An 11,657-nucleotide genomic window follows, 5' to 3' on the forward strand; every position below is an offset into this window, starting at 1 on the left:
CTCGCCTTTCTCCAGCTCGCGCTGGAGGGCCTGCTGCGCCGCCACCAGGCGGCCGAGACCCCCGACAGGGGAGCGCGGCGCGGGCCGGGGGGCCCGGCGGCGGCCAAGGGCCGTGAGACCACCGCCGGGGGCTTTCAGGCCGTGAGGATCAGCAGGCGCCCTGGTCCCTCCAGACGCCCCACTCGCCGGTCGTGCCCGGCTCCTCGTTCTGGGTCCACCACTGGGCCTTCCAGGTGCGCCCCTTGTGGGAGACCAGGTTCCCCGCGTTGTAGACCGTGCCCGCCACGTACGCCGGCGCGGTGCAGGTGCCACCCGTGGGCGTGGGGGTGGGGGTCGGCCCGGTGGGGGTGGGCGTCGGGCCGGTCGGGGTCGGGGTCGGCGTCGGGGTCGAGCCGCCCGGCTCCACGACCGTCGTGCCGCGCGCCAGGTCGCCGGCGAGGGCGTACGTCGTGCCGTTGATGTTCACCGTCCAGTTCGACGGGGTCGAGACCGGCAGGTAGTAGTTGAACGACAGGTCGACGGTCGCGCCCGGGGCCAGCGACTGCCAGGCCGGGAGCTTCAGGGAGACCCGGTGGAAGTCGCCCTTGAGGCCGCCGACGTTGCCGCCCGTGTGGTCGCTGCTGATCACCTTCGTACCGAAGCCGGACTGGTCGGAGGCGTTGCCGGGGGCCGCGGTCGCGTAGTCGAACTGGAACTCGGTGCCGCCGGGCAGCGCCGTCTTCGTGTGGTTGGTGATCCTGATCTTCGGGGTGATCGGGTAGTTGGAGTCACCGAGCTTGAAGTCGGTGAACTCCACGCCCACGTTCACGGCCTGCGCCGGCAGCGCCTTGTTCGACTTCTTGGCGCCGTACGGGGTGGCCGCCTTGAACTTGTCGTACATCAGCGAGGTGAGCGTGGAGCCCATCTCGTACTGGCCCTTGGCGGCGTTCCAGGCGTAGTCGCCGGCCATCTCCCAGACCATCGTGCCGCCGATGCCCCGGCTGACCACGTAGTCGGCCTTGGCGGCCACCGACTGCTCGTCCTCGGTGGAGAGGAAGACCTTCTTCTGGGCGTTCCACAGCCACGGTGCGACCAGCGTGGAGTCGTACTTGCGGGCGTAGGTGCCGGTCAGCGTGGTGTTCGCGGGGAAGCCGTACTTCGTGACGTAGTCGCCGACGATCCCCTTCTCCAGGTTCTTGGCGTGCCACATCGGGTTGGAACCGGCGGGCGACTCTTGCCCGTTGGTGTCCTTGTCGTGCCACAGGTTGTCGATGCCGACGGCGCCGTCACCGCACTTGGTCAGGCCGGAGCCGGCCGGGCAGGTGCTCGCGGCGGCCTTGCCCCACAGGCCGTCGGTGCCGCCCTGCACGTTCTTGTGGCCGCGGGTGTAGTAGGGCAGGCCGATGTTGATCCGGCCGGCCGGCATCGAGCCGCGGAAGTAGTGGTACGCCCAGTCGGTGTTGAGGTAGCCGATGCCGCCGTACTGGGCGGAGCCGTAGACGTTCGCGGCGGCCAGCTCGGCGTCCTTGCCGTCGTCGAAGAGCGAGGCGTTCGGGCCGACGTACTCGTTCCAGGCCCCGTGCAGGTCGTAGGACATGATGTTGACGAAGTCCAGGTACTTCTGCACCTGGAAGGTCTCCATGCCGCGCAGCAGATAGCCGGAGGAGGGCGCGGCGACGGTGAGCAGGTAGTGCTTGCCGTCGGCGGCGCCGGCCCGGTCGAGCTTCTCGCGCAGGGACTTCATCAGGGCCGCGTAGCCCTGGACGAGGCCGGCGCGGCGGGCGTTGGCGAGCTGCCAGTCGAGCGGGTTGCCGGCGTCCTTCATCGTCGTCGGGTACTCGTAGTCGATGTCGACGCCGTTGAAGCCGTACTTCCGGATGAAGTCGACGGCCGAATTGGCGAAGGTGTCGATCCCGGCCTGGTTGACCGACCCGTCGGCGTTGGTCGCCATCGAGTAGAAGCCGCCCGAGTTCACCCGGGTGCCCTTGTCGTCGAAGTAGCCGCCGGTCTCCGCCCAGCCGCCGACCGAGATCAGCGTCTTGACGTCCGGGTGCTGCTTCTTGAACTTGTTGAGCAGGTTGAAGTGGCCCTTGTAGGCGTACGCCGGGTCCATCTCGGCGCCCGCGACGCCGGGCCAGGTCATCCCGGTGGCCGCGTTGTCCGGACCGTCCGTGCCCACGGACAGCTTGTTGTCGGCGCCGATGTGACCGAAGGCGTAGTTGATGTGGGTGATCTTGCCCCACGGGATGTCCTTGGCGAGATAGGCGGGCTCGCCGTTCTTGCCGGTGCGCCAGCCGGTGAAGTAGCCGATGACCCGGCGCTGGTGGTCCGCGCCCATCTTCTCGCGGCCCTCGGCGTCGTAGACCGAGCAGTACGGGACGTCGACGCCGGGGGTCTTGTAGAGGCCGTCGGGGCGACAGGACTCGTTGTCGGCGGCGTACGAGACGCCGCCGGAGGCGAGGGAACTGATCAGCAGTCCGGCGACGGCGGCGCCGGAAGCGAGCAGCGAGGCCCTCTTCTTCGTGGGGGACAGCACGGTCGGTTCCTCCAGGGGAGGTCGGCAGAGCACAACAACGAACAAGGGGGTGGATCGTGTCGGGCCCGTGGAGTGCGCACACCGTCGGGCCGTACCTCGGAGGTGACACGGAGATTAAGAGGACTAGACCAGTGCGTCAATAGGTCTGGACCAACGGGGATTTCGCGCGGTGTGCCGGAAGGGCCCCTGACAGGGGCATGGCGCTTTGTGAGCCACCCCACAGGACTTTCCCGCATGGCCGTCCCCCGGCCGTGGCACACTGGCCCTGTATCAGCAGCAGCGCACTCCGGGGTCGGTGTAATTCCGAACCGGCGGTATAGTCCGCGACCCGTCCGCAGCCAGCGGCCGGTTGACCAGGTGAGATTCCTGGACCGACGGTGAAAGTCCGGATGGGAGGCAGTGCGCGGCGGGCGACCCTTTCCAGGGGTGTGCCGGCCGTACGTCCGCTGGTCGCCGCAGCGGCACGAGTGCCGTACCGGCGTACCGCGACGTCGGCCTTCGCGCACCCCGCGCGAGCCGTCGTACCCGCTCTCTGTCGTCATCGACAGGCCCCGGAGTCCGTGCCCGAAGAGGCAGGAGGACCCGGTGGCCCAGCAGGCCGACATCACCGCCATGCGAAGCGCGATCGCGCTCGCCGCCCGCGGTCTCGGCTCCACCAGCCCCAACCCCGTCGTCGGCTGCGTCATCACCGACGCCTCCGGCCACCAGGTCGGCGAGGGCTGGCACCGGCGCGCCGGCGGCCCGCACGCCGAGGTCCACGCCCTGCGCGAGGCCGGCGTCCTGGCCCGCGGCGGCACCGCGTACGTCACCCTCGAACCCTGCAACCACACCGGCCGCACCGGCCCCTGCGCCCAGGCCCTGACCGAGGCCGGGATCGCCCGCGTCGTCTACGCGGTCGGCGACCCGAACCCGCAGGCCACGGGCGGTGCCGACACCCTCCGCGCGGCCGGCGTGGAGGTCGTGCCCGGACTCCTGGCCGAGGAGGCCGAGGCCGGCAACATCGCCTGGCTCACCTCCGTCCGCCGCGGCCGCCCCTTCGTCCGCTGGAAGTACGCCGCCACCCTCGACGGCCGGATCGCCGCCGCCGACGGCACCTCCCGCTGGATCAGCTCCGCCGAGTCCCGCGCCGACGTCCACCGGCTGCGCGCCGAGTCCGACGCCGTCGTCGTCGGCTCCGGCACCGCCCGCGCCGACGACCCCCACCTGGCGGTGCGCGGCATCGAAGGGGCCGTCCAGCCGCTGCGGGTCGTCGTCGACACCGAGGCGAGCGCCGTCAAGCCCGGCGCCCGCGTCCTGGACGACGCCGCACCCACCCTGATCGCGATCGCCGAGGACGCCGTGACGACCCTCCCGGACGAGCGGGTCGTCCGCCTCCCCAGGGACGCCCGCGGTCTGTCCGTACCGGCCCTCCTCGCCGCCCTGTACGACCGCGGCGTCCGCTCCGTCCTCCTGGAGGGCGGCCCCACCCTCGCCGGCGCCTTCGTCGCCGCCGGCGCCGTCGACCAGGTCGTCGGCTACCTCGCCCCCGTCCTCCTCGGCGCCGGCCCCCACGCGCTGGCCGACGCCGGCATCACCACCATCACCGACGCGCTGCGGCTCGACATCACCGAGACCACACCCGTCGGATCCGACCTCCGCATCACCGCGACCCTCACCTCCCAGGGAGCCTGACCGTGTTCACCGGAATCGTCGAAGAGCTGGGCGAGGTCGTCGCCGTCGAGCGCCTGGCGGACGCCTCCCGCTTCCGCCTGCGCGGCCCCCTGGTCACCGAGGGAGCCCGGCACGGCGACTCGATCGCCGTCAACGGCGTCTGCCTCACGGTCGTGGAGACCGGCGACGGCGAGTTCACCGCCGACGTGATGGCCGAGACCCTCAAGCGGTCCTCGCTCGGCGCCCTGGAGACCGGCTCCCGGGTCAACCTGGAGCGGCCCATGGCCGTCGGCGGGCGCCTCGGCGGCCACATCGTCCAGGGGCACGTCGACGGCACCGGCACGATCCTGGAGCGGACCCCCTCCGAGCACTGGGAGATCGTCAAGGTCGGCCTGCCCGCCCCGCTCGCCCGCTACATCGTCGAGAAGGGCTCCATCACCGTCGACGGCGTCAGCCTCACCGTCGTCGAGGTCGGCGACGACTGGTTCACCATCAGCCTCATCCCCACCACCCTCGCCCTGACCACGCTCGGCATCAAGCAGCCCGGCGCCCCGGTCAACCTCGAGGTGGACGTCATCGCCAAGTACGTCGAGCGGCTGCTCGGCCCGAACGCACAGGAGAACGTCAAGTGAACTGGCTCAACTCCGAGGCGTTCACCGTCTTCGGCCAGCACATCGTGTGGTCCGACATGATCGGCAACACGATCGGCCTGATCGCCCTGGCCCTCGGCTGGCGCCGCTCCATCCTCACCTGGCCCGCCCAACTGCTCTCCGGCGTCATCCTCGTCGGCGCCTACGCCTCCGCCCACCTCTCCGGCGGCGTCGGCAAGCAGCTCCTCGTCATCGGCGTCGCCGCCTGGGGCTGGTGGCAGTGGAACCGCGGCAGGCAGCAGGCGCAGGACGGCTCCATCGCCGTCCGCTTCGCCACCTGGAAGGAGCGCGGACTGCTCGCCGCCGGCGCCGTCCTCGGCACCCTGGCCGTCGGCGGCCTGTTCACCCTCTACCCGTCGCTCTCCTGGAGCCCGTGGGCCGACGCGTACATCTTCGTCGGCACCCTCGTCGCGATGGTCGCCCAGGCCCGCGGCCTGGTCGAGTTCTGGTTCGCCTGGCTGCTCGTCGACCTCGTCGGCGTCCCCCTCGCCTTCAACAGCGGCCTCGCCTTCTCCGGCCTGGTCTACGTCATCTACTTCGCCCTCGTCATCTGGGGCATGCGCGACTGGTGGCTCCGGACGCGCACCGCTCCGGCCCTGGAAGGAGCAGCGGCATGAGCACGGCACCCCTCCTGTTCGACGCCACCGACCTCGCCCTCGACCCGGTCGAGCAGGCCATCCGCGACATCGCCGCGGGCCGCCCCGTCGTCGTGGTCGACGACGAGGACCGCGAGAACGAGGGCGACCTCGTCATCGCCGCCGAGATGGCCACCCCCGAGGTCGTCGCCTTCATGATGAGCGAGTGCCGCGGCCTGATCTGCGCCCCCATGGAGAACGACGAGCTGGAGCGCCTCCAGCTCCCGCAGATGGTCGACCACAACACCGAGTCGATGAAGACCGCCTTCACCGTCTCCGTCGACGCGGCCCCCGCCCACGGCGTCACCACCGGCATCTCCGCCGCCGACCGCGCCACCACCCTGCGGATGCTCGCCAGCGGCGCGTACGAGCCCTCCGACTTCGTCCGGCCCGGCCACATCTTCCCGCTGCGCGCCAAGGAAGGCGGCGTCCTCGTCCGCAACGGCCACACCGAGGCCGCCGTCGACCTCGCCCGCCTCGCGGGTCTGCGCCCGGCCGGCGCGATCGTCGAGATCGCCGGCGAGGACGGCGTCATGCTGCGGCTGCCGGAGCTGATCCCGTTCGCCCGCAAGCACGGCCTGACGATCATCTCCATCGAGGACCTGATCGCCTACCGCCGCTCCGCCGAACCGACCGTCCGCCGCGAGGCCGAGGTCCACCTGCCCACCGCGCACGGCGAGTTCACCGCGTACGGCTACCGCTCCACCGTCGACGGCGTCGAGCACGTCGCCCTCGTCCACGGCGAGATCGGCGACGGCCGGGACGTCCTGGTCCGGGTCCACTCCGAGTGCCTGACCGGCGACGTCTTCCACTCGCTGCGCTGCGACTGCGGCCCCCAGCTCCAGGCGTCCATGGACCGCATCACCGAGGCCGGCCGCGGCGTCGTCGTCTATCTGCGCGGCCACGAGGGCCGCGGCATCGGACTGTTGTCCAAGCTGCGCGCGTACGAGCTCCAGGAGCGCGGCCGCGACACCCTCGACGCCAACCTGGAGCTCGGGCTTCCCGCCGACGCCCGCGACTACGCGGCCGGCGCGCAGATCCTCGCCGACCTCGGCGTCCGCGGGGTGCGGCTGATGACCAACAACCCCGACAAGATCGACGCCCTCACCCGCCACGGCCTGACCGTCGAGGGCCGCGAGCCGATGCCCGTCACGGCGGGCGAGCACAACCTCCGCTATCTGCGCACCAAGCGCGACCGGATGGGACACGACCTGCCCTGGCTGGACGGCTCCCCGGCCGCCACCTGCGGTAACCAGTAGCAAGCAACGAGAACGGTTCGAAGGAGAGACATGAGCGGCAAGGGCGCACCCGTCCTCAGCGTGAAGAACTGCGGCGACCTCCGCGTCGCGGTCGTCGCGGCCCAGTGGCACGAGAAGATCATGGACGGTCTCGTCGACGGCGCCCTGCGCGCCCTCTCCGAGCTCGGCATCGAGGAGCCGACGCTGCTGCGCGTCCCCGGCAGCTTCGAGCTCCCGGTCGTGGCGAAGGTGCTCGCCGGCCGCGGCTACGATGCCATCGTGGCGCTCGGCGTCGTCATCCGCGGCGGAACGCCGCACTTCGAGTACGTGTGCCAGGGCGTCACCCACGGCCTCACCCAGGTCTCGATCGACACCGGCGTACCCGTCGGATTCGGCGTCCTGACCGTCGACAACGAGGAGCAGGCCCTCGACCGGGCCGGCCTGGAAGGCTCCAGCGAGGACAAGGGCCACGAGGCCGTCACCGCCGCCGTCGCCACCGCGACCACGCTGCGGACGGTCAGCGAACCCTGGCGCTAGGTAGCAGCTCCGCACCCCGTACTCTTAGGACATCATGGCGAACAAAACCTTCGAAGAGCTCTTCGCCGAGCTCAAGCTCAAGGCCGAGACCGGCGACCCGGCGACCTCCCGCACCGCGGAACTGGTCGGCAAGGGCGTCCATGCCATCGGCAAGAAGGTCGTCGAAGAGGCCGCCGAGGTCTGGATGGCCGCCGAGTACGAGGGCAAGGAAGCCGCCGCCGAGGAGATCTCGCAGCTTCTGTACCACGTCCAGGTGATGATGGTGGCCCGCGGGATCTCCCTCGACGACGTCTACGCCCACCTCTGAGCCCTTCCCCCACGTCACCCACTTCTGAGGCAAAGGAAGCCCACCCCATGCTGCGCATCGCCGTCCCCAACAAGGGTTCACTCTCCGGACCTGCGATGGAGATGCTCCATGAGGCGGGCTACCGGCAGCGCAAGGAGTCCAAGGAGCTCGTCACCGTCGACCCGGACAACGAGGTGGAGTTCTTCTACCTCCGTCCCAAGGACATCGCGATCTACGTGGCGTCCGGCCGGCTCGACATCGGCATCACCGGCCGCGACCTGCTCCTCGACTCCGGCGCCAACGCCGAGGAGATCCTGCCGCTGAACTTCGGCCGCTCCACCTTCCGCTACGCCACCCGGCCCGGCACCGCGCGCGGCCCCGAGGACTTCCACGGGATGACGATCGCCACCTCCTACGAGGGCATCGTCGCCAAGCACCTCGCCGAGCAGGGCGTCGACGCCTCCGTCGTCCACCTCGACGGCGCCGTCGAGACCGCGATCCAGTTGGGCGTCGCCGAGATCATCGCCGACGTCGTCGAGACCGGCACCAGCCTGCGCAACGCCGGCCTGGAGGTCATCGGCGACCCGATCCTCACCTCCGAGGCCGTCGTCGTCCGCCGCACCGGCGCCCCGACCGACGACCCGAAGGTCCAGCAGTTCCTGCGCCGCCTCCAGGGCGTCCTGGTCGCCCGCAGCTACGTGATGATGGACTACGACTGCCGCGCCGAGCACCTGGAGCAGGCCGTCGCCCTCACCCCGGGCCTGGAGTCGCCCACCGTCTCGCCGCTGCACAACGAGGGCTGGGTCGCCGTCCGCGCGATGGTCCCCGCCAAGGAGGCGCAGAAGGTCATGGACGACCTGTACGAGCTGGGCGCCCGGGCCATCCTGACCACGGCCATCCACGCCTGCCGCCTCTGACCCCACCGCGGGTGCCCTCCGGGCGCCCGCGCCCGCAGGAAACGCAAGGAACACCCATGTCCGAGCCCCAGGTCCCCGCCCTCCCGGCCACCTTCCGGCCCGCCCGCACCCGGGCGGTCCTGCTGACCGTCGGGACGGTGATGTTCGTCGTCATCACCGCCGTGGCGATGATGCTGGAGCGGCTCAACCCGGGGGAGCGGGTCAGCTTCGTCTTCACCGCCGCGCTCTTCCTCGGCGTCCTGGTGCTGCTCAGCCGCCCCAAGGTCGTCGCCGACCAGGAGGGTGTGACGGTCGTCAACATCACCCGGACGCGCCGACTGGCGTGGGCCGAGATCCTGCGCGTCAACCTGCGCCCCGGCGACCCCTGGGTCTTCCTCGACCTGAGCGACGGCACCAGCCTGCCCGCCCTCGGCATCCAACCGGGAATCGCCAAGCAGCAGGCCATCCGGGACGCCCGCGCGCTGCGCGCCCTCGCCGACAGCCGGGGCACGGGCGCCGAGTCGGCCGGGGCCGCCTGAGACCCCGACGCGTCCCCCGTTCGTCCCCCATACGGGGCCGACCCCCTGCCCGCGACGGCACGGGCGTGACTACTCTTGTGGCGGTGGTGCCGAGTGGCACCACCGCCTCGCGTTGTGTGCAGGGCCGCCGCCGGCGGCCCGCGAGGCCGCCCAACGACTCCGAGGAGTGACTCCCTCCGGCAATGGACGGATCGTCCGGTAGTACCTGCGCCGCCCCCTTCCCCGAGGCGGCGGCATGATCGTCTCCCTGCTGCTGCTCGCCGCGGCCTTTCTCCTGATCCTCGCCAACGGCTTCTTCGTGGCGGCCGAGTTCGGCCTCGTCACGGTGGAACGCGCCGACGCCGAGCGCGCCGCCGCCGAGGGCGACCGCCGGGCGCGCACCGTCGTCAGGGCGCTGCGCGAGCTGTCCTTCCAGCTCTCCGGCACCCAGCTCGGCATCACCCTCACCTCGCTCGTCACCGGCATGCTCGCCGAGCCCGCGCTCGCCCGGCTGCTCGACGGGCCGCTCACCGCGACCGGACTGCCCGCGGGGGCCGTCTCCGGCATCGCCGTGATCATCGGCATGCTGCTCGCGTCCGCCGTGCAGATGGTGGTCGGCGAACTCGTGCCCAAGAACTGGGCGGTCTCCCGGCCGCTCCAGGTGGCCCGGTTCGTCGCCGGACCGCAGCACGTCTTCGCCACGCTGTTCCGGCCCGTGATCACCCTCCTGAACACCGTCGCCAACCGGATCGTCCGGCTGCTCGGCGTCGAACCGGCGGACGAGCTCGACTCGGTCCGCACCCCCGGCGAGCTCGTCGCCCTCGCCCGCCACTCGGCGCAGGCCGGCGCCCTCGAACAGGACACCGCCGACCTCTTCGTACGGACCCTGTCCTTCGGCGGGCTCACCGCCGAGCAGCTCATGACCCCGCGCGTGAAGGTGAGCGCCCTCCAGTCGGACGCCACCGCGGCCGACGTCGTCAACCTCACCCGGGCCACCGGCCTGTCCCGGTTCCCCGTCTACCGCGAGCGGATCGACGAGATCATCGGCATGGTCCACCTCAAGGACGCCCTCGCCGTCGTACCCGGCGAGCGGCACCGCGTACCCGTGGGCCGGATCGCCGTCCCGCCGCTGCTCGTCCCCGAGTCGCTGCCGGCCCGGACGCTCCTGGAGCGGCTGCGCCGCGAGCAGCCGATCGCGGTCGTCGTCGACGAGTACGGCGGCACCGCCGGGGTCGTCACCCTGGAGGACATCGTCGAGGAACTCGTCGGCGAGGTCCGCGACGAGCACGACACCGCCGCCGACGCACGGCCGGAGCTGGCCGCCGTGCCCTCCGAGGACGGCTCGCAGGTCTGGGAGGCCGACGGCTCCTGCCGGGTGCACACCCTGCACCGCATAGGTCTCGACGTGCCCGAGGGGCCGTACGAGACGGTCGCCGGGCTCGTCGCCGATCTCCTCGGGCGCATCCCCGCCCCGGGCGACCGCGCCGAACTGCCCGGCTGGCGCCTCTCCGTGCGCCAGGTGGACCGCTACCGGGCCGAGCGGGTCCGGATCATGCGCACCGCCCCGGTGCCGGTCGCGGCGGAGGCGGTCCGATGAGCCTGTTGCCCCTGCTCTTCGCCCTCCTGCTGGTCCTCGCCAACGGCTTCTTCGTCGGCGCCGAGTTCGCGCTGGTCTCCGTGCGTCGCAGCCAGATCGAGCCGCTCGGCACCAAACGGGCCCGCCAGGTCCTGTACGGCCTGGAGAACCTGCCGCAGATGATGGCCGCCGCCCAGTTCGGCATCACCGTCTGCTCGCTCACGCTCGGCGCGGTCGCCGAGCCGACCGTGGCCCGGCTGCTCGAACCGGTCTTCCACGCCGTGGGCGTGCCGGAGGGCCTGATCCATCCCCTCGGGTACGTGCTCGCCCTCGCCGCGGTGGTCTTCCTCCACCTGGTGATCGGCGAGATGGTCCCGAAGAACCTGGCCATGGCCGCCCCCGAGCGGACCGCGCTGTGGCTCGGCCCCGCCCTGGTCGGCTTCGCCCGGCTGTGCCGGCCGGTGACCAGGGCACTGGGCGCCTGCGCCCGGGTCGTGCTGCGGGCCTTCCGGGTCGAGCCGAAGGACGAGGTGGAGGCCGTCTTCACCAGCACCCAGCTCGGCCGGCTCGTCGAGGACGCCGGTCAGGCCGGACTGCTCGACCCGGCCGAGCAGGAGCGCCTGGAGGACGCCCTCGAAATGGGCACCCGCCCGGTGACGGACGTCCTCATCCCCTCGGCCTCGCTGGTGACGGTCCTCCCGTCCGTCACCCCGCGCGAGATCGAGGAGCTGACGGTCAGGACCGGCTACTCCCGCTTCCCGGTGTGCGTCGAGGGGAGGGGCGGCACCTTCATGGGCTTCGTGCACGTGAAGGACGTCCTCGACCTGGAGGACGGGGAGCGGGCGGTGCCCCAGCGGATGTGGCGGCCGATGGCCACGCTGCGGCCCGAGCTGCCGCTGGACGACGCCCTCACGGTGATGCGCCGGGCCGCGACCCATCTGGCCCAGGTCGCGGACGCGTCCGGCCGGGTGCTCGGCCTGGTCGCCCTGGAGGACGTCCTGGAGACGCTGGTGGGCGAGGTCCGTGACCCGGCGCACCGGGTGGCACCGCAGCCGCAGCCGCCGCAGCCGCCGCAGTCTCCGCAGCCGCCGCAGTCGCCGCGGTCGGAGCAGGTGTTGGCGAGCTGAGGCGGACGCCGGGGTGGGATGTCGGATCC

11 protein-coding genes and 1 riboswitch are annotated in these 11,657 nt (G+C 71.7%); of the genes, 10 read left to right on the plus strand and 1 reads right to left on the minus strand.

Annotated features, from left to right (window positions below; genetic code table 11):
* Nucleotides 1-148: 148 nt before the first annotated feature.
* Entirely contained in the window at nucleotides 149-2,515 is a 2,367-nt protein-coding gene (locus tag ABZ135_RS34970; RefSeq protein WP_356701762.1) for a chitinase C-terminal domain-containing protein, read from the minus strand.
* A 277-nt stretch (nucleotides 2,516-2,792) separates the two neighbouring features.
* Nucleotides 2,793-2,922, plus strand: a riboswitch (FMN riboswitch).
* 178 nt (nucleotides 2,923-3,100) lie between these two features.
* Between ABZ135_RS34970 and ribD the strand changes: the two genes are divergently transcribed.
* The 10 genes from ribD to ABZ135_RS35020 all read left to right on the plus strand — a co-directional run bounded on the left by ribD (nucleotide 3,101) and on the right by ABZ135_RS35020 (nucleotide 11,628).
* Entirely contained in the window at nucleotides 3,101-4,186 is a 1,086-nt protein-coding gene (gene ribD / locus ABZ135_RS34975) for a bifunctional diaminohydroxyphosphoribosylaminopyrimidine deaminase/5-amino-6-(5-phosphoribosylamino)uracil reductase RibD (protein ID WP_356701764.1), read from the plus strand.
* Between the two features lie 2 nt (nucleotides 4,187-4,188).
* Nucleotides 4,189-4,797, plus strand: coding sequence for a riboflavin synthase (locus ABZ135_RS34980; RefSeq protein ID WP_356701765.1), 609 nt, complete (start codon nucleotides 4,189-4,191; stop codon nucleotides 4,795-4,797).
* A gap of 56 nt (nucleotides 4,798-4,853) precedes the next feature.
* Nucleotides 4,854-5,432 carry a nicotinamide mononucleotide transporter family protein gene (locus ABZ135_RS34985; RefSeq protein WP_356701822.1) on the plus strand — a complete coding sequence of 193 codons (579 nt, stop codon included), beginning with the start codon at nucleotides 4,854-4,856 and terminating at the stop codon, nucleotides 5,430-5,432.
* Nucleotides 5,429-6,709 carry a bifunctional 3,4-dihydroxy-2-butanone-4-phosphate synthase/GTP cyclohydrolase II gene (locus ABZ135_RS34990; protein WP_356701767.1) on the plus strand — a complete coding sequence of 427 codons (1,281 nt, stop codon included), beginning with the start codon at nucleotides 5,429-5,431 and terminating at the stop codon, nucleotides 6,707-6,709. Before ABZ135_RS34985 ends, ABZ135_RS34990 begins: the two co-directional genes overlap by 4 nt.
* Before the next feature lie 30 nt (nucleotides 6,710-6,739).
* The gene (gene ribH, locus ABZ135_RS34995; protein WP_356701769.1) at nucleotides 6,740-7,225 is read left to right on the plus strand and encodes a 6,7-dimethyl-8-ribityllumazine synthase; all 486 of its coding nucleotides are present in this window, start codon (nucleotides 6,740-6,742) and stop codon (nucleotides 7,223-7,225) included.
* Between the two features lie 34 nt (nucleotides 7,226-7,259).
* Nucleotides 7,260-7,532, plus strand: coding sequence for a phosphoribosyl-ATP diphosphatase (locus ABZ135_RS35000; RefSeq protein ID WP_116162050.1), 273 nt, complete (start codon nucleotides 7,260-7,262; stop codon nucleotides 7,530-7,532).
* Between the two features lie 47 nt (nucleotides 7,533-7,579).
* Entirely contained in the window at nucleotides 7,580-8,428 is an 849-nt protein-coding gene (hisG, locus tag ABZ135_RS35005; RefSeq protein WP_356701771.1) for an ATP phosphoribosyltransferase, read from the plus strand.
* Between the two features lie 56 nt (nucleotides 8,429-8,484).
* Nucleotides 8,485-8,946 (plus strand): PH domain-containing protein, encoded by a 462-nt coding sequence (locus tag ABZ135_RS35010; protein ID WP_356701773.1) that lies wholly within the window; start codon nucleotides 8,485-8,487, stop codon nucleotides 8,944-8,946.
* A gap of 235 nt (nucleotides 8,947-9,181) precedes the next feature.
* Nucleotides 9,182-10,522, plus strand: a complete 1,341-nt coding sequence (locus tag ABZ135_RS35015; RefSeq protein WP_356701775.1) for a hemolysin family protein — start codon at nucleotides 9,182-9,184, stop codon at nucleotides 10,520-10,522.
* The gene (locus tag ABZ135_RS35020; RefSeq protein WP_356701777.1) at nucleotides 10,519-11,628 is read left to right on the plus strand and encodes a hemolysin family protein; all 1,110 of its coding nucleotides are present in this window, start codon (nucleotides 10,519-10,521) and stop codon (nucleotides 11,626-11,628) included. Before ABZ135_RS35015 ends, ABZ135_RS35020 begins: the two co-directional genes overlap by 4 nt.
* The last annotated feature ends 29 nt before the right edge of the window (nucleotides 11,629-11,657 follow it).

The sequence above is a fragment of the Streptomyces sp. NPDC006339 genome (assembly GCF_040612775.1).
In the GTDB taxonomy this organism is placed as follows: Bacteria; Actinomycetota; Actinomycetes; order Streptomycetales; family Streptomycetaceae; genus Streptomyces.